Origin of the sequence: Thermomonospora sp. CIF 1 (assembly GCF_001896795.1) — a bacterium.
GTDB lineage: Bacteria > Actinomycetota > Actinomycetes > Streptosporangiales > Streptosporangiaceae > Thermomonospora > Thermomonospora curvata.
The window spans coordinates 184,936-205,110 of sequence record NZ_MOYN02000014.1 but is presented as its reverse complement, the minus strand read 5'-3'; the positions used below and the strand labels follow the sequence as shown (position 1 = coordinate 205,110).

The 20,175-nt window shown below is 70.4% G+C and carries 15 protein-coding genes; 9 read left to right on the top strand and 6 right to left on the bottom strand.

All coding sequences use genetic code 11. The annotated features are described in order from the left end of the window. Window positions 1-202: 202 nt before the first annotated feature. Complete coding sequence (locus tag BUE48_RS07790; protein ID WP_012851934.1) at window positions 203-1,465, bottom strand: SAM-dependent methyltransferase; 1,263 nt, start codon at window positions 1,463-1,465, stop codon at window positions 203-205. A 52-nt stretch (window positions 1,466-1,517) separates the two neighbouring features. Continuing rightward, entirely contained in the window at window positions 1,518-2,885 is a 1,368-nt protein-coding gene (locus BUE48_RS07785; RefSeq protein ID WP_012851933.1) for an FAD-binding oxidoreductase, read from the bottom strand. 96 nt (window positions 2,886-2,981) lie between these two features. Here BUE48_RS07785 and BUE48_RS07780 point away from each other — a divergent pair, with 96 nt between their 5' ends. After that, on the top strand, window positions 2,982-3,542 hold the full coding sequence (locus BUE48_RS07780; RefSeq protein WP_012851932.1) for a pyridoxamine 5'-phosphate oxidase family protein: 561 nt from the start codon (window positions 2,982-2,984) through the stop codon (window positions 3,540-3,542). A 19-nt stretch (window positions 3,543-3,561) separates the two neighbouring features. Here the strand turns inward: BUE48_RS07780 and BUE48_RS07775 are convergent, their stop codons facing one another. Continuing rightward, window positions 3,562-4,104: a DUF1707 and DUF4870 domain-containing protein gene (locus BUE48_RS07775; protein WP_286989492.1), complete on the bottom strand. Its 543-nt coding sequence runs from the start codon at window positions 4,102-4,104 to the stop codon at window positions 3,562-3,564. 318 nt (window positions 4,105-4,422) lie between these two features. Here BUE48_RS07775 and BUE48_RS07770 point away from each other — a divergent pair, with 318 nt between their 5' ends. Next, window positions 4,423-4,794, top strand: coding sequence for a hypothetical protein (locus BUE48_RS07770; protein ID WP_012851930.1), 372 nt, complete (start codon window positions 4,423-4,425; stop codon window positions 4,792-4,794). Between the two features lie 251 nt (window positions 4,795-5,045). On the opposite strand, the gene BUE48_RS07765 is transcribed toward BUE48_RS07770, so the two are convergent. Then, on the bottom strand, window positions 5,046-6,173 hold the full coding sequence (locus BUE48_RS07765; protein ID WP_012851929.1) for a DUF4192 domain-containing protein: 1,128 nt from the start codon (window positions 6,171-6,173) through the stop codon (window positions 5,046-5,048). Between the two features lie 142 nt (window positions 6,174-6,315). Continuing rightward, window positions 6,316-8,880, bottom strand: a complete 2,565-nt coding sequence (locus BUE48_RS07760) for a penicillin acylase family protein (protein WP_012851928.1) — start codon at window positions 8,878-8,880, stop codon at window positions 6,316-6,318. Between the two features lie 343 nt (window positions 8,881-9,223). On the opposite strand from BUE48_RS07760, the gene BUE48_RS07755 reads away from it, so the two are divergent. From BUE48_RS07755 to BUE48_RS07730, 6 genes are all read left to right on the top strand, one after another. Further along, a complete protein-coding gene (locus tag BUE48_RS07755) occupies window positions 9,224-10,654 on the top strand; it encodes an SMI1/KNR4 family protein (protein WP_286989490.1) in 1,431 nt (476 codons plus the stop codon). Window positions 10,655-10,693: 39 nt separating this feature from the next. Further along, the gene (locus BUE48_RS07750) at window positions 10,694-13,168 is read left to right on the top strand and encodes an ATP-dependent DNA helicase (RefSeq protein ID WP_286989489.1); all 2,475 of its coding nucleotides are present in this window, start codon (window positions 10,694-10,696) and stop codon (window positions 13,166-13,168) included. Window positions 13,169-13,332: 164 nt separating this feature from the next. Then, entirely contained in the window at window positions 13,333-14,547 is a 1,215-nt protein-coding gene (locus tag BUE48_RS07745) for a pyridoxal phosphate-dependent aminotransferase (RefSeq protein WP_012851925.1), read from the top strand. Between the two features lie 331 nt (window positions 14,548-14,878). Then, a complete protein-coding gene (locus tag BUE48_RS07740) occupies window positions 14,879-15,532 on the top strand; it encodes a TetR/AcrR family transcriptional regulator (RefSeq protein WP_245537006.1) in 654 nt (217 codons plus the stop codon). Further along, window positions 15,529-16,518: an AurF N-oxygenase family protein gene (locus BUE48_RS07735; protein ID WP_012851923.1), complete on the top strand. Its 990-nt coding sequence runs from the start codon at window positions 15,529-15,531 to the stop codon at window positions 16,516-16,518. Before BUE48_RS07740 ends, BUE48_RS07735 begins: the two co-directional genes overlap by 4 nt. A gap of 201 nt (window positions 16,519-16,719) precedes the next feature. Continuing rightward, window positions 16,720-17,547, top strand: coding sequence for an SDR family NAD(P)-dependent oxidoreductase (locus BUE48_RS07730; RefSeq protein ID WP_012851922.1), 828 nt, complete (start codon window positions 16,720-16,722; stop codon window positions 17,545-17,547). A 29-nt stretch (window positions 17,548-17,576) separates the two neighbouring features. On the opposite strand, the gene ctaD is transcribed toward BUE48_RS07730, so the two are convergent. Beyond that, window positions 17,577-19,280 (bottom strand): aa3-type cytochrome oxidase subunit I, encoded by a 1,704-nt coding sequence (ctaD, locus tag BUE48_RS07725; RefSeq protein ID WP_286989485.1) that lies wholly within the window; start codon window positions 19,278-19,280, stop codon window positions 17,577-17,579. A gap of 201 nt (window positions 19,281-19,481) precedes the next feature. Here ctaD and BUE48_RS07720 point away from each other — a divergent pair, with 201 nt between their 5' ends. Then, a complete protein-coding gene (locus BUE48_RS07720) occupies window positions 19,482-20,003 on the top strand; it encodes a 2-thiouracil desulfurase family protein (protein WP_012851920.1) in 522 nt (173 codons plus the stop codon). The last annotated feature ends 172 nt before the right edge of the window (window positions 20,004-20,175 follow it).

Sequence of the window (20,175 nt, the reverse complement as noted above, 5' to 3'; positions counted from 1 at the left end):
GGAGGCCGGTGCGCTCCGCCGAGATCCTCCGGGAGGACGAGCGCACCGGCTTTCTCTCCGGCGGTGGGCCCGTGCGTCCCGGGACGCACGGGCCCACCGAGGCCTTCAGCACCCGGCCGCCAAAGCCCCGAGACGGCGGCTCCGCCGACATCCGCAGGCCACGGCGCCGTCCCGTATGCAGGCGGCCGGGAGCGCGATTCCGTCACACGCCCCAGTCGGGCCGCAACGGCATGCGGGACTCGCCGCGCTCGCCGAGCTTGACGCCCAGGATCTGGTGCAGCTGGATCCAGTTGAGCTCGAAACCGAGCCGGCTGCCGGCCATGTACAGCCGCCACACCCGCGCGGTGCCCTCGCCGACCTCGGCCACCGCCTCGTCCCAGTGCTCATCGAGGTTGCGGCACCATCCGGCCAGGGTGCGGGCGTAGTGCTCGCGCAGGTTCTCCTGGTGGCGGATCTCAAAACCGGCGTCGTTCATCTGGGTCTGCAGGTAGCCGGGCCCCTCCAGCTCCCCGTCGGGGAAGACGTACCGGTTGATGAACCCGTCCTTCTTCATGGCCGGCTGGGTGTTGTCGGGCCGGGTGATGCAGTGGTTGAGCAGCCGCCCGCCCGGCTTGAGCTTGCCGTACAGGAAGCCGAAGTAGGACGGCAGGTTGGCCTTGCCGATGTGCTCGGTGAGGCCGATCGAGCTGATGGCGTCGAAGTCGCCCTCGGTGACGTCCCGGTAGTCCTGGTGGCGGACCTCGGCCAGGTCGCTCAGGCCCGCCTCGGCGATGGCCTTCTGCGCCCACTCGGCCTGCTGCTTGGACAGCGTGACGCCCAGCGCCCGCACCCCGTAGTGCTTGGCGGCGTGCATCACCATGCCGCCCCAGCCGCAGCCCACGTCCAGCAGCCGCATGCCCGGCCGCAGCCCGAGCTTCTTGGCGACCAGGTCGTGCTTGTGGAACTGCGCCTCCTCCAAGGTGGCGTCCTCGGTGGGGAAACAGGCGCAGGTGTAGGTCATCGACGGGCCCAGCACCCACTCATAGAAGGTGTTGGACACGTCGTAGTGGTGGGAGATGGCCTTGGCGTCCCGCCGCTTGGTGTGCCGGAACCAGGAGGTGCGGCCGGTCCGCACCTCCTGCGGCGGGGGCGGCAGACGGCGGCTGGCCGCCGCGCGCAGCAGCGGATCCTGCAGGACACCGGCCAGCAGCCGCAGCCGGGCCTTGGGCGTCAGTGCCTCGGTCAGCTGCGTCATCTCCCGCAGCAGCGTGTACATGTCGCCGTAGGCGTCCAGGTGCCCGGCCACGTACGCGCGGGCCAGCCCGAGCGCGCTCGGCGAGTGCACCAGGTAGGACACCGCGTACGGCGACTTCACGTGGACCCGCAGATCACTGCCCAGGCGTCCGGCTCTCGATCCGTCGTAGGCGGTGAGCTCCACAGGGGCGTCCGCCCCGACCAGCTCCTCGAAGACCTTGGCCAGCGTCATCGCTTCCCTCCTGTCCGTCCCGCCCCGCGGGTCTTCATCGCCGCCGCCCCGGTCAGCGTCCCCGCACGCACTTGTCGTAGAGGTCGAGCAGGCGCGCGTCGGGGTCGTAGGTGTCCTTCAGACGCCGGTAGGTTTCCCCGTCGTAGTGCCGCCAGAACTCCTCACGCGAGTAGAACGCCGTCGAGTACAGAGACTTGTGGCCGTCCAGTTGGGCGACCTTCCGTTCGATCAGCCGGTTGTGGTATTCGGGCATCTGCCCTGGCTGCAGCGGCACCGTCCCCCAGAAGCCGGCGTTGACGTAGGTGACGCCGGGCTTGAGCGGGTACAGCGGCCAGCGGTGGCGCGCCCGCAGCGGGCACAGCCACACCGGGCTCATCCCGATCTTGTCGTGGAAGAACTCCAGGAACTCCGGCAGGCGTTCTGCCGGCACCTCGATGTCCTGGATGACGTCCTCGCGCGGCGGCTTGCCCGTCCACCGGTCGATGCGCGCCTTGAACTGGTAGCGCTTTTCGTAGGCCACCAGCTTGCGGTACACATCCGACCGCTTGGCGCTCTTCGGCCACACCCGCCGGATCAGCGGGTTCTGCACGCCCAGGGCGCGCGAGCACCAGAACCAGTCGGTGTCCCAGCGCCACAGGTAGTCGCGGATGGTCAAAAAGTCGATCGACCGCTGCTGGATCGACCGGTAGTAGATGTGCTGCCCGGTGTAGTCCGACACATAGGGGGCGGTGTCGGTGAACGTGCCGAGCGTCAGGTACATCTCGCGCGGCCCGAAGAAGGTGCCGTCCAAAAAGTGCACCTCATCGCCCTCGTGCTCGCGGCTTTCGCTCAGCTCGGCGAGCTTGGCGGCGCACTCGCCGGCGTCGTCGAAGCGCAGGTGCCGCAGCCGGACGTACGGCTTGACCGGCTCCAGTTCGATCTTCAGCTTCAGGGCGTACCCCAGCGTCCCGTAGGAGTTGGGGAAGCCCCAGAACAGGTCGGAGTGCTCCCCGTCCGGGGTGGCGGTGACCACTTCGCCGGCGCCGGTGATGATCTGCATCTCCAGCACCGACTCGTGCGGCAGGCCGTTGCGGAAGGAGGTGGACTCGATGCCCAGGCCGGTCACCGCCCCGCCCAGCGTGATCGTCTTGAGCTGGGGCACCACCAGCGGCATCAGCCCGTGCGGCAGGGTGGCGTCGACCAGGTCCTCGTAGGTGGTCATGCCCTGCACGTCGGCGGTGCGCGCATCCGGGTCCACCGCCAGCACCCGGTTGAAGCCGGACACGTCCAGGCCGGGCGCGGCCGTCGGCTCGCGGAAGCGGAACAGGTTGGAGGTCTGCTTGGCCAAGCGGACCGGTGTGCCCGGCGGGATCGCCGCATACGACCTGCGCAGCGCCTCGACCGCTCGCTCGTGGTGGTCTGTGACCGCCAGCTGTGACATCGCGCCCCTTCCCGTGACCAGTAAACCGATCATCCCATGCCCGTTCCAGGCGCTCTCCCGTTATGGTCGTCACAGATTGCCCGTCAAGGGAGCATCATGGGGAAGCTTTACGACGGCCTCGATGACCGTCTGCGTGCCTTCATCGCCCGGCAGCCGTTGTTCTTCGTCGCCACCGCCCCGCTGGAGGGCGGTCACATCAATGTGTCCCCCAAGGGATACCGCGACACCTTCGCCGTCATCGACGACCGCACCGTCGCCTACCTGGACATGCACGGCTCCGGCGCGGAGACCATCGCGCACCTGCGGCAGAACGGCCGGATCACCGTGATGTTCTGCTCCTTTGAGCGCACCCCGAAGATCCTGCGCCTGTACGGCACCGGCCGTGTCGTCACCCCCGGCTCCGCCGAGTGGCCCGCGCTGGTGTCCTTCTTCCCCTCCGACATCCCGGGCGCGCGGTCGATCATCGTGGTGGACGTGCACCGCATCGCCGACTCCTGCGGCTACGGCGTCCCCTACATGGACTTCGCCGGCGACCGCGAGCATCTCAAAGACTGGTCACGGCGCAAGAGCCCGGAGGACTTCGCCGCCTACCGCCGCGAGAAGAACACCACCAGCATCGACGGCCTGCCCGCCCTGGACCCTCCCACCGGCTCTTGAGCCCCGCCCCGCGCGGGGGTCACGCCCGGAGCAGCCTCAAGATCCAGGGGTAGCGGAAGTCCAGGCCGCCGAGCGCGGCCACGGCGGCGACCAGGGCGACCACCCAGGAGACGGTGTAGACGATGCCGCCCAGCCCGAACGTCACGATCGTCACCAGCAGCAGCGTCAGCTGGAAGTTCACCGCCTCGGCCGCCTGGCGCCGCGCGTACGGCGCGCCGGCTCCGGCGAGCAGCATGACCGCCAAAGGCGGGATGATCAGCGGCACCGCGCCCGACCCGTGCGCCAGGGCGGCCAGCAGCCGCTGCCGCCCGTCCGGCGGGCCGGGCGCCGTCTTGCCGGGGACGCCGCCGGAGGCGGGCTCCGGCACCGGCCGTTCCAGGCCCGCCATCACCGCCGCCAGGTCGGCGCGGGTCTTGGCGGTCATCGCCAGATGCATCCGCAGCTCGAATTCCGCGTGATCCAGCCGTCCTTCGGCATAGGCGTCTTTGAGCCGTTCGAGCACCGGTTCTCTCTCGGCGTCCGAAACCCTCAGCGCCGTCGTCGCGTATCCACCGCCGTTCATGCCTCCATGCTCGGTTCCGTCCCGCGTCGGCGGATATCGGGGAAGCCCCTGGCTTTACCCTGGTCTCCCGCTCCGCCGCGCTCAGGGGATCGCCGCGCCGGGCGTCCCGGGCCCAAAGGCGCTGTTTCCCATGCGGGGCTCTGCAGAGATGCCCAGGGCGAGGACGGCTGGTCCGGTCCGGATGCGACGCCGGGGCGGGCTTGGGGAACCGCTCGAACGCACCGGCCGTTGTCCTTTCAACCAGCATCGACCCAGCAGGCAAGGGGCACGCTCCGCGGGGGCCGGAGCGCCACGAACACCGAATGGCAGGGCAGGCGGATGAGGTTCCGGGACCGATTCGGAATCCGCAAGTGGCGCGGGAACAGGATCACCAGGCTGGACCGGGAGGCGACCAACGCCGACATCGAGGCGCTGATCGCCTTTGCCCGCAGCCGCCAGGGCGTGGAGTTCTACGTCGAGCCCCAGACCTTCGCCACCGACACCACCGCGGTCGCCGTCGCCTCCGACGGGGAGTGGATCCGCCGCCGGGTCGGCGCCCCCCAGGTGATCCACAAGGTGGCCCGTGATCTGGGCCTGCCCGTCTACGACGCCCAGCTGGTCGGCTACCCGCCGCGCATGCGCGCCTGGAACGAACGCAACCGCCACCGCCGTCTCGACCCCGGCTCTCCCGGCGAAGCCGTCTCCTCCTGACCGGCCGTCTCCCCGCCGAGACACCTGCCAGAGCCCGGGAAGGATCCGGGATCGGACGGGCCGAAGCGAGCGGGGCAATAGCAGGTCCGAACAGGTGATCCGCCGTTCCGGCGGCCCGCGGCGCGTTTCGGCCCGGCACCGAGCACCACCGAAACCCGTCTCGGAGCCTCAGGTCACGTAGTGAAAGGCGCACCGCCGGCATGCCTTCGGTGGTCTTGCGGCCGGAAGACCGCAAGACCACCGAGGGCCTTTCAGGGCGGCGGGCCTGCGCCGCGCCCGGCAGTGCCGTCGCGTCCGGAGGGTTGAGGTTTCCCGCGCTCTCCGTTCAGGGCGGCGTTCTTCTCCTGTTCCGCGTAGGCGGCGGCGAGTTCCTCAGGGGTCATCTTCAGGCGGGCCTTCGATGGGGGGATGGCGGAGTCGATGACTTCGCGCAGGACGAGTGCCAGGGAATAGGCCGGGTCGGCCTCCATCGCGCGGTCGAGCGCGATGTTGGCCAGGCCGCCGTCGCCGGTGGTGTAGGCGGCGTAGGCCAGCAGGCACGCCGGGGCCGCGGCGTAGGGGGTCTCGACGCGGCGCAGCACGTCGCTCCAGAACGCGATGACCGAGGCGGGATCGTCCAGGTCCATGCGGACCCAGGCCTCATCGCGCACCCGCAAATTGGTGAGGAGGACGCCCAGCCAGGCGATCTCCTCGTCGGACGGCGGGCCGGCGCGGGAGGTCAGGTCGGCCAGCAGGGGAACGGCCTCCTCGACCATCCGGGCGCGGATCCGCTCCGGCGAATGGCCGGCGGCGGCCCACGACAGCAGGCGTTCTTCAGCCCGGTCGGTGGCCCGGCGCATGGCCTGCCGGGCGGGACCGGTGAGGGGGGCGATGGTGCGTTGCAGCTCGGACCGGTCGGCGTAGGCCACATGCCCGGCGAAGGTGGCCTCGGCCGCGATCACGCTGGCGGAGATGTCGTAGGCGGTGCCCTCCGGCGGGCAGCAGCCGGGGTCCCGGCACAGGTACGACCACCAGCGTCCATCGGCGACGCGCAAGGCCTCCTTGACGGTGATGCCGCGCTCGGCGAGGGCCCGCCGGGAGGCGTCGATGACGGGTGTGACGCGTTCGGCGGGGCCGTATCCGATCAGCAGGACCTGCCGGAAGCCGTTGCGGGACAGCAGCAGGCCGGCGCGTTCGGCCAGTCCCTCGCGCAGTTCGGCGGCACCGGACCGCGGTAAGTCGAACCGCATCGCGCACGTGCCGGCGGGGCCGTCGAAACCGATGGCGACCAGGCTGTCGGCGGGATGGAAGCCGAGCAGGTAGGGCACGACGGACACCGCATCGTGCGGTGACCGGATCTTCAACGCGGGCCGGTCGGTGCGGGCCATGGGCTCTTTCATGCCCTCGAGCCTGTCAGGCGGGCGGCCACGGCCGGGAGATCACTTGAAAATGTGGATAACCGTTCACGCCTTGGGCGCGGGGTGCCCGGCCGCTCGGGGAACGGCCGGGCGCCCCGCGCCGCGGCGAAGGCCCGTCCGCCGGTCAGGGAGTGAGAGTGAGGGTGTGCTCGGCGGCGCGGCGCACCGAGTCCGGGCGCGAGTACATGGGGATGGTCCGGCCGTCGGCCCACAGCCGGGCCTGGTCGTGGTAGTTGGCGTGGAAGGCGTGCCCGGAGGCGCCGGTCAGGTTGATCCAGCGGGAGCGGTCCAGGTCGCCCAGGTCGACGACCATCCGCATGGACGGCACCGAGGTGACCTCATAGCCCTCCTGGGCGTCCCACCCGGTGGAGTCGACGCTGCTCTCGGTGCCGGACGGCTTGAGCGGCCCGCGGTTGAACAGCCACTCGATGGGGGCGATCCCGGAGGTGCCGAAGGTGTCGTTGGTGAGCTTGAGCGTGTGCAGGTCGCCCCACCGCCAGCGGCGCGGGTCGTCGCCGAGCCTGCCGGTCAGCTCGGTGTGCGCGGCGCGGACGGCCCGGCGCAGGACGTCGTCGCGGGTCTCCTTGACGCCGGCGGTGCGCACATCGTCCCACCAGGGGTCGTCGGGGCGGTCCAGCAGCAGGCGGACGACCTCCGACCAGCGTTCCCCGCCGGAGGGGCGGGCCTGCTCGGGCAGCTCGTCGTTGAAGGTGCCGATGAGCAGGTGACGCCAGATGGCGTTGAAGTAGGCGGCGGGAGCCGAGTCGCGCGAGTGCTGGAAGTCCCAGCCGCGCAGCAGTTCCACATCGGGGCCGCCCACGCGCAGCAGGTGCGGCACCAGCACGGCCGCGAAGCCGTCGTAGCCGTCTTTTTGGATGCGGCTCATGGCGGCCTGGTCCACCTTCGGAGCGGCGGTGATCAGCTGCTGGATGCGGGCGGCGCGGTACCCGTAGGCCCAGTCCTTGGTGAGCAGGTGCCGGTACTGAGAGCCGATGACGGCGTTGTTGGCGGTGACGATGTACCCGGAGCGGGGGTTGTAGACGCTGGGCAGTTCATCGAAGTCGATGTAGCCGGTCCATTCGTACTCCCCGGTCCAGCCGGGCACCGGCCAGGTTCCATCGCCCTTGGCGCGGATCGGGATGCGGCCGGGCGCCTGGTAGCCGATGTTGCCGTCCACGTCGGCGTAGACGAGGTTCTGCGCGGGCACGTCGAAGAACCTGGCCGCCTCGCGGAACTCCTCCCAGTTGCGGGCGGAGTTCATCGCCACGATGGCGTCGGCGGTCGGGCGGGGCTCCAGCGCCACCCAGCGCAGCGCCACGGCCGTCCCCTCCCCGGCGATGGGTTCGATGTCCATGACGTCGGAGACGATCGGGCCGTGCCGGGTGGCGCGGACGGTGATCCGCACCGGGTCGGAGCCGGCGACCTTGATCTCCTCGACGCGGGTCTGCAGCGGCTCCCGGGAGCCCTTGTACTCGTAGGCGTCGCCGGTGATCTTCTCCAGGTACAGGTCGGCGACGTCCGGTCCCAGGTTGGTGAAGCCCCAGGCGATCCGGTCGTTGTGCCCGATGATCACGCCGGGGGTGCCGGAGAAGGTGAAGCCGGTGACGTCCAGGGGGCACTCTTCGGTGATCCGCCGGCAGTGCAGCCCCGCCTGGTACCAGATGGACGGCATGTGCGGTGCCAGGTGCGGGTCGTTGGCCAGCAGCGGCTTGCCGGTGGTGGTGCGGCTGCCGGCGACCACCCAGGAGTTGGAGCCGATGCCCGGCGCCCCGTTGCCCATCAGGGACGGCATCGCGCGCAGCGCCCTTGCCAGGCGCTCCAGCGCCGGCGCCGCGTCCGCCCCGGGCGTCTCATCACCTGAAGCTTCCCGCGGAGCGTTCTCCAGGGCGGGGACGGTGGCGCGGGCGCGGGGGGAGGCGGCCGGCGCGGCGTCGCCCGAGGGGCGGAACTCGCCGTCTTCGACCTCGCCGCCTGCGACGATGACCGGGAAGCGGTCGTGGTCGTAGTCCGGGAAGAGCTGCTCGACCCGGGACTTGGGGACCTTGGTGGCGGCCAGGGCGCGTTCCAGTTCCTCTTCCAGGTTGGAGCGCAGGTCCCAGGCCATCGCCTTCAGCCAGGCCACCGAGTCGGCCGGGGTCCACGGCTCGGGGGTGTAGCCGGAGCGCTGAAAGCCCAAGACGGCGTATTCCAGGCTCTGCGTGGCGGTGTCGGGGTGCTCTCTCAGCCAGGCGTTGACGCCTTGGGCGTAGGCCTCCAGGTAGCGCCTGGTCCGGGGCGACAGCAGGGCGAGTTCCTGTTCGGCCACTCGCCGCCATCCCAGCGTCCGCACGAACTTGTCGGTGTCGACGGTGGTCTCGCCGAACAGTTCCGACAGGCGGCCGGAGGTGATGTGCCGGCGGAAATCCATCTCCCAGAAACGGTCTTGGGCGTGCACATAACCCTGGGCGCGCATCAGATCCTCACCGGTATCCGCATAGATGTGCGGAATACCCCATTTATCCCGATAGACGGTGACGGCGGCGCGCAGGCCCGGCAGCCTGATCTCCCCGTCCATCCGGGGGAATGAGCGCCGCACCGTCCACACCGTCCACGCGGTGAGCAGCAGCACGAGCACCAGCAGGACCGCCAGGACGCGCACGGCCCAGCGGGCGGGCCCCGGCAGCGGGGCGAGGGGGGCGAACCGGGCCACTCAAGCTCCTTCCATCCAGAGGGTTTTCGCAGCTTAAAGCAGCAATGGTCGCGATAGTGCGGATTTGGAGACCGGTCGTGCCCGCGCCTCACATCACAGACGTCCTCACTCGCCCATGGCTCATGTTGTGAGATTCTTGGTCTTACGGTGACTACGATGCGTGAACGGGAAAAGGTCCTCGATGGCGAGTGAACTGGATCCGCCGGCAGCCGAGCATTTGCGGTCGGTGGCGGCGGCCGTGTACCGGGAGGCTCCCTCGGGCTGGCTGTCCGCGACCCTGAGCTGCGTCGTGACGCCCATCTCGGTGAGCCGGCGGCTGGTTTACCACCGTCCGGAGGGCCCGGTGAACGACCGTCTGTTCGACCTGCCCCTCGACCCGTTCCACTCCCTCTGCCGGCGCGGCGGCGCCGGGCAGGCGCACGTGGACCTGACCGTGCAGTCCTCCGGCGACTACCAGGCGCTCGTCATCTGGCCCGGCGAGCACGGCCCGTTCTCCGGCTTTCGCAGCCACCTGTATCTCCTCGACCCCGGCGCCGATCCTTTGCAGCCCGGCGATGAGGAGGACGGTCCGGCCGACGCCTCCCCCGCCGGGGACCCGCAGGAGGCCGTCCATCTGCTGCGCGAGGTCATGCGGATCAAGTACGAGATCCTCGGCCGCACCGAGCCGCCGCGCCCGCCCGCCTCCACCGCCATGCTGGAGCTGCTGCAGCAACGGTCCCCGGTGCCCCTGCCGGCCGACCTGCTGGCGCTCTACCGGGTGAGCGACGGCGGTCCGCTGACATTCGACGACTATGAGTGGCTGTCTTTGAGCGAGCTGGTCGGTCCCGAAGGCTCCGGGGGCCGGCTGGAAGACGGCCGGTACAACCGGCCGGGCTGGGAGACGGGCTGGAACCACACCGTCTTGGAGACCGACCCGCTGCGAAGGGTGCGCCGGGTGACCGGGCACCTCGGCTGGATCCCGTTCGCGCACGACGGCGGCGGCAACTACCTGGCCGTCGACATGGCCCCGGGTCCGGGGGGCAGGCCGGGACAGGTCATCGAGATGGGCCGCGACTACGACGACGGCGCCCTGTACCGGGCCGACTCGGTCACCGGCCTGCTGCGCATGGAGCTGAAAACGCTCAAACGAGGTGACTATGAGGCCCCGGAGGAGGACTACGTAGAGCTGTTCGGGCCCGAATGGGAGCAGCCGGCCGACCGCTACGCCTGGCAACGCCGCATCGACGCCCGCCGAGCGACCCTGGCCTCGGTCGGCCCGGAGGTGCAGCGGCTCATCGTCCTGCACGGCACCGAGCTGGACCTGCGCCCGCTGCGCAACGCGCCCCGGCTCCGCGACATCACCCTGACCTGCCGGAACCCCGACCTGAGCGTGCTGCGGGAACTGCCGGTGGAGAACCTTGAGCTGAGGGTGGACACGGTGGACCTGACACCGCTGACCGGCCACCCCACCTTGCGCACCGTCGTCTTGACCACCGAACAGCCGGTGCGCATCGCCCCGCTGAGCACGCTGCCCAAGCTGTACGGCCTGGACCTGGCCGAAGCCGCCGTCGGCGATCTGGAGCACCTGGCCGGCGCGACGACGCCGCGTTTCCTCATGCTGGCCCTGGAGCAGTGGCAGGAGCTGCGCAAACGCACCGACCGGCCGCCTGCGCCGGCCGTCGCCGCCCTGGCCGGCGACACGGTGAGGCACCAGACGGCCCTGGAGTGGGCGGCCGGTTTCCCCCGCTTCCGGCCTCCCGCCGTGGCCCGGCTCACCGGCCGGCTGGAGCCGTGAGGCCGCATCGCCGCCGCGGGCGGGGTAGCGTTGGCCGACATGCCGTCCGCTGATCCGCCCGGCGAGGTCCGCCTCCCGGACACCGCCGCCCTGCTGGCCGCCGCGGTCAAAGCGATCGGGGGAACCGAACGTCCCGGCCAGGTGCGAATGGCCGAGGCGGTCGCGCGGGCCATCGCCACCGGGGAGCACCTGGCCGCCCAGGCCGGGACCGGGACCGGCAAATCGCTGGCCTACCTGGTCCCGGCGATCCGGCACGCGGTGGCGGCCGACACCACGGTGGTGGTCTCCACCGCCACCATCGCGCTGCAGCGCCAGCTGGTGGACCGTGACCTGCCCCGCCTGGCCGAGGCGCTGCGGCCGCTGCTGGGGCAAGAGCCCCGGTTCGCCATCCTCAAGGGCCGCGGCAACTACCTGTGCCTGCACCGGGTGCACACCGGCGCCCCCGACGAGCCCGAGGACGCGGCGCTGTTCGACCCGCAGCAGCTGTCGGCGCTGGGCCGGCAGGTCAAGCGGCTGCACGAGTGGGCCGGGCAGACCGTCACCGGCGACCGCGACGAACTGGTGCCCGGGGTGAGCGAGCAGGCGTGGCGGCAGGTGTCGGTGAGCGCCCGCGAATGCCTGGGCGCCCAGCGCTGCCCGCACGGGGAGTCCTGCTTCGCCGAGCAGGCCCGGGCCGAGGCGGGCCAAGCGCACATCGTGGTCACCAACCACGCCCTGCTGGCGATCGACGCCCTGGAAGGACGCCAGGTGCTGCCCGAGCACGACGTGGTGATCGTGGACGAGGCGCACGAGCTGGTGGACCGGGTCACCGCGGCGGGCTCCGGGGCGCTCAGCGGCCCGGCCGCCGAGACCGCCGCCCGCCGCTGCGGCCGGCTCATCGAAGAGGGCGTGGCCGACCGGCTGAAGGAGGCGGCCGAGAAGCTGGCGGCGCTGCTGGAGGACCTGCCGGCCGGGCGGCTGGACGTGCTGCCGGAACCGCTGGGCCGGGCGCTGGCCGCGCTGCGGGACGCCGCGCACGCCTGCCTGACCGCGCTCGGCTCCGACCGCGCAGACGACCCGGCCGCCTTGGCGGCCCGCAGAGCCGTCCGCTCGACGGTGGAGGAGCTGCACGACACCGCGGTGCGGATGCTGGAGTCCTTCGAACCGCAGCTCGCCGCGCGCTCCGATGTGGTCTGGCTCGACAAGCCGCTCACCGGTCCCGCGGCACCGGACGGCCCCCGCCGCCCGCCGACCCTGCACATCGCCCCCATCAGCGTCGGCGGCCTGCTGCGCACGGCGCTCTTCGGCACCCGCACCACCATCTTGACCTCGGCCACCCTCACCCTGGGCGGCTCGTTCGAGCCCTTGGCCCGCCAGTGGGGCCTGCCTCCTTTGAGCTCCGCGCAGGCCCCGGCGGCGAACCGCGCCGGCGGCCGCGGGCCGGCGGACCTTGCACCGCCTGCGGGCCACCGCGCCGCGAACCCGAGTCTCGCCGACCACGACCCGGCGGGCGGCTCACCCCACCCCACCGCCCAGGGGTCCGAGAACGGCCACCCGTCCGTGGACGGCCGCTCGTCGGCGCGAGGGAGCGGGAAGCCGAATTCCAACGGTCACAGCCCGCCGCATGCCGCCCGCGGTCCCTCCCACGGATCCAACGACGGTCAAGCCGCGGATCCACGTTCCGGCGGTCACGGCCCGGCGGGTGACCCGTCCCGCTCGGCCGGGGCCGACGGCTCTTCCGCCGAGTCCGGTCCCGGGGATGACCGCTCGCGGGCCGGCCGGGAGCCTGCGGACGTCGCAGCACGCCAGGCACGGCCCCAAGGCCCGGGCGACCCGTCCGGGGAGGGCGGTGAGCTGCGCTGGTCGGCGCTGGACGCCGGGTCGCCGTTCGACCACGCCAAGGCGGGCATCCTCTACGTCGCGCGGCACCTGCCGCAACCGGGGCGGGACGGGCTGCCGGAGGCCTACCTGACCGAGATCGCCGAGCTGATCGAGGCGGCCGGCGGGCGGACGCTGGGATTGTTCTCCTCGATGCGGGCGGCCCGGCAGGCCGCCGAGGAGCTGCGGGGACGTCTGGGCCACCCGCTGCTGTGCCAGGGCGAGGACGCCACCTCCCTGCTGGTCAAAAGGTTCGCCGAGGAGGAGCGGACCTGCCTGTTCGGCACGTTGTCGCTGTGGCAGGGGGTGGACGTGCCCGGCCCGTCCCTGCAATTGGTGATCATGGATCGGATCCCGTTCCCCCGCCCGGACGACCCGATCGCCTCGGCCCGGCAGCGGGCGGTGGCGGCCCGGGGCGGCAACGGCTTCATGGCGGTGGCGGCCACCCAGGCGGCGCTGCTGCTGGCGCAGGGCGCCGGGCGGCTGCTGCGCTCGGCCACCGACCGGGGCGTCGTGGCGATCCTCGACCCCCGCCTGGCGACCGCCCGCTACGGCGGGTTCCTCAGATCGTCGCTGCCCCCGTTCTGGACGACGACCGACCCGGCCGTGGTCCGCGGCGCCCTGCGGCGCCTGGACGCCGCGGTCTCCGCCGCCTGACCGTCCCGATGCGCACCGGCCCGTCCGCTCCCGCTGCCGCGGCCCTCCCCACCGAGTTCGAGAAGACACAGCGGGAGAGCGACACGCCGAGTACTATGGGGCGTTTTAACGGAGGTCCGTAACCCCCGGAAAAGGCTTTGACGCCCGCCGTTAGTCTGTCTCCCATGCAGGTCACCCAGTCGGAGAAGCTCGCCAACGTCTGCTACGACATCCGCGGCCCGGTCCTGAAGCGGGCCAAGGAGCTGGAGGCCGAGGGGCACCAGATCCTCAAGCTGCACATCGGCAACCCGGCCCCGTTCGGGTTCGAGGCCCCGCCGGAGATCCTCCAGGACGTCATCCGCAACCTGCCCGAGGCACACGGCTACAGCGACTCCAAGGGCATCCTGTCGGCCCGCCGCGCCATCGTGCAGCACTACGAGGAGCGGGGCTTTGAGGGCCTGGACGTCGAGGACGTCTACCTGGGCAACGGGGTCTCGGAGCTGATCACGATGACCCTGCAGGCGCTGCTGAACAACGGCGACGAGGTGCTGATCCCCGCACCGGACTACCCGCTGTGGACCGCCTCGGTGTGCCTGGGCGGCGGCACCCCGGTGCACTACCTGTGCGACGAGCAGGCCGGGTGGGCCCCGGACCTGGACGATGTGGAAGCCAAGATCACCGAGCGGACCAAGGCGCTGGTGATCATCAACCCCAACAACCCCACCGGCGCGGTCTACTCCCGCCAGGTGCTGGAGCGGCTGGCCGAGCTGGCCCGCCGGCACGGGCTGATCATCTTCTCCGACGAGATCTACGACCGGGTGCTCTACGACGGCGCCGAGCACATCTCGATCGCCACGCTCGCCCCCGACCTGCTGTGCCTGACCTTCGGCGGGCTGTCGAAGAACTACCGGGTGGCCGGTTTCCGCTCCGGCTGGGTGGTGCTGTCGGGCCCCAAGGAGCACGCCGAGTCCTACATCGAGGGCCTGGACATCCTGGCCAACATGCGGCTGTGCCCGAACGTGCCGGCCCAGCACGCCATCCAGGCCGCGCTCGGCGGCCACCAGAGCATCAACGAGCTGGTGCTGCCCACCGGGCGGCTGGGCGAGCAGCGCGACCGCGCCTGGAAGCTGCTCAACGAGATCCCCGGGGTGAGCTGCGTCAAGCCGCAGGGTGCGCTGTATGTGTTCCCGCGCCTGGACCCGGAGGTCTACCCGATCAAGGACGACATGCAGTTCGTCCTGGAGCTGCTGGAAGACCAGAAGCTGCTCGTCGTGCAGGGCACCGGCTTCAACTGGCCCGCCCACGACCACTTCCGCGTGGTCACCCTCCAGTACGCCGCCGAGCTGGAGGAGGCCATCACCCGCATCGGCACTTTCCTGACCACCCGCTACCCGTCCTGACGGAACCCGACGCAGAACGCGCCCGCCGGGGCGGCCCGGGCCGCCCCGGCGTCGCTGTGCGGCTCCCCGTTCCGTGCCGGCCGCCCTCGCAGGCCGTCCGGGAAGCTGAAACGGCCCGCCGTAAGCGCACGTCCCGCACCGCCCCGATTCCCGGGGCCTGCTTCCCTCTCGCGTCCGGCTCGGCCACCGCGTCATCCCCGAGGCGGACGCGCACCCGGTCCGCGCACCGCGCATCACCAGCGCGAACGCATGCACGAAATGTCCGATTGTGACCGGGGCAACATACAAGCAGGCTTGCTTGCTTGTATGTTGCACGCCTACCGTCGAAGGCGTGTCAGTCAACGGTCGCCGGCGATACCACCGCAGGCACACCAGCCGCAGAACCCAGGAAGAGCGCCGGTCCGCCACCCAGGCCCGGCTGCTGGACGCCACCGCGGAGGCGCTGGCGGACCTGGGGTGGGCGGGCCTGTCCACCACCGAGGTCTCCCGCCGGGCGGGAGTGTCCCGGGGCGCCCAGCAGCACCACTACCCCACCAAGATGTCGCTGGTCGCGGCGGCGCTGGAGCACCTGCTCAGCCGGCTGCGGGCCGAGTACGAACAGGCCTATGCGGAGCTGCCGGAGGAGCAGCGCAACATCGAAGGGGCGCTGGACCTGTTCTGGGAGATGCTGCGCCAGCCCCCGGCCATCGCGCTGCTGGAGCTGGCGCTGGCCGGCCGCACCGACGAATCCCTGCGTGACCTCAGCGCCGACCTCCACGAGCGCGTGATCGTGATCATCAAAGAGGTCTTCCACGAGCTGTTCCCCGAAAGCCTGCCCCCCGAGATCGTCGACACCACCATCCGCGGGCTGTTCGCCCTGCTGGTGGGGCTGTCGATCCAGAACTCCCTGGACAACGACGTCCACGGGCACCAGGCGGCCGTGCTGGCACTGGTCAAGGACATCGCCCACATGCTCATCCCCGACGACAAGGAAACCCGCTCATGACCAAGACCCCCACCCAGCTGGCCGAGGAGATCAAGGAACAGGTCACCGACCGCAAGTCGTACCTGGGCGTGATCGAACGCCTCAGCAAGGCCTCGGTGGAAAAACACTGGGAGGCCTACGCCGACATCCCCTGGGAGGACCCCGACTACCGGGTGGAGCGCCACGACCCGCGCTGGATCCTGGCCCCTGAGGTGGACCCGCTGGGCGGCACCGAGTGGTACAAGTCGCAGCCGGCGGAGATCCAGGCCGAGATCGGCCTGTGGCGGGTGGCCACCGCGATGAAGGTGGGGCTGCAGTTTGAGAACCTGCTCAAGCGCGGCCTGCTGAACTACGCCTACTGGCTGCCCAACGGGCGGGCGGAGTTCCGGTACGTCTACCACGAGACGACCGAGGAATGTCATCACGCGATGATGTTCCAGGAGTTCGTCAACCGCACCAAGCTGCCGATCCGCGGCATGCCGCGCTCCCTCAACCTGATCGCCCAGGCGACGCCGTGGATTCCGCTCATCAGCACCGAGCTGTTCTTCGTGTTCGTGCTCGGCGGTGAGGACCCGATCGACTACGTCCAGCGCAAGTCCCTCAAGGGCGGGCACGTCAAGCACCCGCTGCAAGAGACGATCATGAAGATCCACATCGCCGAGGAGGCCCGCCACATCTCCTTTGCGCGGCACTACCTCAAGCACCGGGTGCCGCAGCTGAGCCGCCTGCGCCGCCAGCTGCTCGGCCTCACCGCCCCGCTGATCCTGGCGCTGATGGCACGGATCATGCTGTGCCCGCCCGGCCCGATGGTCCGCTACTACGACATCCCCGAGGACGTGGTCAAGCAGGCCTACGGCAGCCCCGAGTTCAAAAAGCAGATCCGCGAGTGCGTGGGCAAGGTCCGTGACCTGCTGGCCGAGCTGGGCGTGATCAACCCGATCAACAAGCGGCTGTGGATCGCCCTGGGCATCTGGGACGAGCCGCGCGGACGCGCCGCCAAGGTGTGACAACCCTGCGGGCCCGCTGCAGCCGTTGCAGCGGGCCCGTCTCGTCTTCGCCTCCGGCCACAAGAGGTCATGAAGATGTCACGAAATTAGAAAAGCAACACGCTCGGCATCGAGCACATACCACCCCGTATACTCCCCATGAGTAGACCGGCTGTCCAATAAAAGCGGCCGGACGTGCGGCTTGGAGCGGGGAACCAGTTCATGAAGATCGCGATCGTGACCGGGGGCGCCTCAGGCATCGGCCGCGCCATCGCCACCTCTCTGGTGGCCCGCGGCGACACCGTCGTGGTGGCCGACATCAACGAGCCCGGCGCCAAGCACGTCGCCGACAAGCTCAACACCCTCGGCCGGGGCCGCGCCATCGCCGCCGCCTTGGACGTCACCGACGCCGAGGCCGTCGAAACCCTCTACAAGGACGTCCACGCCGAGCACGGCCGGCTCGACCTGGTCTTCAACAACGCCGGCATCGCGATCGGCGGACTGGCCGAGGAACTGACCCTCGACCACTGGAACCGGGCCATCGACATCAACCTCAAGGGCGTCGTCCACGGCGTGCAGGCCGCCTACCCCCTCATGCTGCGCCAGCGCTCCGGGCACATCGTCAACACCGCCTCGCTGGCCGGGCTGCTCCCCATGCCGATGGGCATCCCCTACACCGCCACCAAGCACGCGGTGGTCGGATTGTCACTGGCGCTGCGCGCCGAGGCGGCCGGCGTCGGCGTCAAGGTCAGCGTGGTCTGCCCCGGTTTCGTGGACACCCCGCTGCTGGCCAACATCAACCCCGGCCTGCCGGAGACCCCGATGAGCGGGGACGGCCGAACCCAGATCAAAAAGCAGGCCGGCGGTTTCTACACCCCCGAGCGGCTCGCCCGCGACATCATGCGCGGGGTGGCCCGCAACCAGGCGCTCATCGTCGCCCCCGCCTCGGGCCGGGCCATCTGGCGCGGCATGCGCCTGAGCCCCAGGACGGTCCTGCGCGTCGCCCAGTTCGCCGCCGCCCGCTACCGCCGCGAGCACCACGGCCGCTGAGCCCTGCGTCACCGCAGCGGCCACCTCGGCTAGGAGGTTTCTTCGCCTCCGCTCTCGACCGCCCGGCCGCCCTCTCTCTCACCGCCGATCGCCGCGGTGCTCACCCGGATGCGGGGGTAGTGCAGGTCGAACGCCGGGCGTTCAGACCTGATCCGCGGGATCGCCAGGAAGTTGTGCCGCGGCGGCGGGCAGGACGTGGCCCACTCCATCGAGTTCCCATAGCCCCACGGGTCGTCGATCTGCACCCGCTTGCCGTGCCGCGCGGTGCGGTAGACGTTGTACAGGAAGAACAGCGTGGAGGTCCCCAGCAGGAGCGCGCCCGCGCTGGAAACCCTGTTCAAGGCCAGGAACTCGGTCGGATAGTCGGCGTAACGGCGCGGCATGCCCTCGGCGCCCAGCCAGTGGTGCACCAGGAACGTGGTGTGGAACCCGATGAACAGGGTCCAAAAATGCCACTTGCCGAGCGTCTCGTTGAGCATCTTGCCGGTGAACTTCGGCCACCAGAAGTAGAACCCGGCGAACATCGCGAACACCACCGTGCCGAACACCACGTAGTGGAAGTGACCCACCACGAAGTAGGAGTCGTGCACGTGGAAGTCCATCGGCGGGGAGGCCAGGATGACACCGGTCAGCCCGCCGAACAGGAAGGTCACCAGGAACCCGATCGACCACAGCATCGGCGTCTGCAACGTGATGCTGCCCCGCCACATGGTGCCGACCCAGTTGAAGAACTTCACCCCGGTCGGGATCGCGATCAGGAACGTCATGAACGAGAAGAACGGCAGCAGCACCTGGCCGGTGGTGAACATGTGGTGCGCCCACACCACCATCGACAGCCCGGTGATCGCGATCGTCGCCCCGACCATGCCGACGTAGCCGAACAGCGGCTTGCGGCTGAACACCGGGATGATCTCGGTGATGATCCCGAAGAACGGCAGCGCGATGATGTAGACCTCCGGGTGGCCGAAGAACCAGAACAGGTGCTGCCACAGCAGCGCGCCCCCGGTCGAGGCGTCGTAGATGTGGGCGCCCAGCCTGCGGTCGGCCATCAGCGCCAGCAGCGCCGCCGCCAGCGGCGGGAACACCAGCAGCACCAGGATGCTGGTCAGCAGGGTGTTCCAGGTGAAGATCGGCATCCGGAACATCGTCATGCCGGGCGCCCGCATCCCCAGGATGGTGGTGATGAAGTTGACCGCGCCCAAGATGGTGCCCAGGCCCGACAGCGCCAGCCCCATGATCCACAGGTCCCCGCCGACCTCCGGTGAGAAGGTCTCGTTGCTCAAGGGGGTGTAGGCGGTCCAGCCGAAACTGGCCGCACCGGAGGAGGTGAGGAACCCCAGCATCACGATCGTGCCGCCGAACAGGAAGAACCAGTAGCTCAGCATGTTCATCCTCGGGAACGCCACGTCCGGCGCCCCGATCTGCAACGGCATGATCGCGTTCGCGAACCCGAAGAACAGCGGGGTGGCGAACAGCAGCATCATCACCGTGCCGTGGATGGTGAACAGCCGGTTGTACTGCTCGTTGGTGACGACCTGCAGCCCGGGATCGGCCAGCTCGGCGCGTATCACCAGCGCCATGACTCCGCCGATCAGGAAGAACACGAACGAGGTGATCAAGTACAGGTGGCCGATCACCTTGTGATCGGTCGAGGTGATCCAGGAGACGAGCTGCGAGCCCCGGCTACGCCGCACCGGCGGCGCCTCCGGCAACTGACGGCCGAGCAGAACCATGCTGGGCTCCTCGAGACGGGACTTCCTTGTCACCGCTCTACCTGTCCACTAACGGCGGGGTCCATGCACCGCACGGGACGAACGCCCACGTCAGCGCCGGTCAGACCGCACCTTCCGGACACCCCGGCAACGTCGCAGGCCCCAACCGCGAGATCCATCGCGCGAAAACGAGCCCTCCCACCGGCCGGGTAGCGTGAGGGTGTGGAGAAGATCCTGGTCAGCAGTTGCCTGCTGGGCCGGCCGGTGCGCTACGACGGCCGCGATAAGCGGCGCGACGATGCGATCCTCCACCGCTGGCAGGCCGAAGGACGCCTGGTGCCCTACTGCCCCGAGGTCGGCGGCGGACTGCCCGTCCCCCGCCGCCCCGCGGAGATCACCGGCCCCGGCGGCGGCCCGGCGGTCCTGGACGGCACCGCCCGCGTCCTCACCGACACCGGCCAGGACGTGACCGCGGCCTTCCTGGCCGGCGCCCAGCGCGCCCTGGAGGCGGCCCGGCGAGCAGGCGCCCGCCTGGCCATCCTTAAAGAATCCAGCCCATCCTGCGGCATCACCCGGATCTACGACGGCTCCTTCACCGGCCGGCTGTCCCCCGGCATCGGCGTCACCACGGCCCTCCTGGAACGCCACGGCATCACCGTCTTCAGCGAAAACGACCTCAACGCCGCAGCCGCCCACCTGCAACGCCTGGAATCCTCCCCACCATCACCCGAATCAACGAGCTGAGGTGATGTCAGTCTCCGTGTGGCGCGGCGTCTCTTGTCGAGGGGCGAGCTTCCATAGCGGCCGGTTCCGCCTCGTCCCGAGCCTGGGTGTACCGTTTCTTGATCGCACGGCGCCCGTCCCACTCCCTGCTTGCAGAAGACGGCTCGGCGAGTCTGCGCCGTGTCCTGTTCGG

What these genes read in the sequence shown, in the direction of transcription:
- BUE48_RS07790 (WP_012851934.1), bottom strand. Translation starts at nt 1,465, where the DNA reads ATGACGCTGGCCAAGGTCTTCGAGGAGCTGGTCGGGGCGGACGCCCCT.
- BUE48_RS07785 (WP_012851933.1), bottom strand. Translation starts at nt 2,885, where the DNA reads ATGTCACAGCTGGCGGTCACAGACCACCACGAGCGAGCGGTCGAGGCG.
- BUE48_RS07780 (WP_012851932.1), top strand. Translation starts at nt 2,982, where the DNA reads ATGGGGAAGCTTTACGACGGCCTCGATGACCGTCTGCGTGCCTTCATC.
- BUE48_RS07775 (WP_286989492.1), bottom strand. Translation starts at nt 4,104, where the DNA reads ATGAACGGCGGTGGATACGCGACGACGGCGCTGAGGGTTTCGGACGCC.
- BUE48_RS07770 (WP_012851930.1), top strand. Translation starts at nt 4,423, where the DNA reads ATGAGGTTCCGGGACCGATTCGGAATCCGCAAGTGGCGCGGGAACAGG.
- BUE48_RS07765 (WP_012851929.1), bottom strand. Translation starts at nt 6,173, where the DNA reads ATGAAAGAGCCCATGGCCCGCACCGACCGGCCCGCGTTGAAGATCCGG.
- BUE48_RS07750 (WP_286989489.1), top strand. Translation starts at nt 10,694, where the DNA reads ATGCCGTCCGCTGATCCGCCCGGCGAGGTCCGCCTCCCGGACACCGCC.
- BUE48_RS07745 (WP_012851925.1), top strand. Translation starts at nt 13,333, where the DNA reads ATGCAGGTCACCCAGTCGGAGAAGCTCGCCAACGTCTGCTACGACATC.
- BUE48_RS07735 (WP_012851923.1), top strand. Translation starts at nt 15,529, where the DNA reads ATGACCAAGACCCCCACCCAGCTGGCCGAGGAGATCAAGGAACAGGTC.
- BUE48_RS07730 (WP_012851922.1), top strand. Translation starts at nt 16,720, where the DNA reads ATGAAGATCGCGATCGTGACCGGGGGCGCCTCAGGCATCGGCCGCGCC.
- ctaD (WP_286989485.1), bottom strand. Translation starts at nt 19,280, where the DNA reads ATGGTTCTGCTCGGCCGTCAGTTGCCGGAGGCGCCGCCGGTGCGGCGT.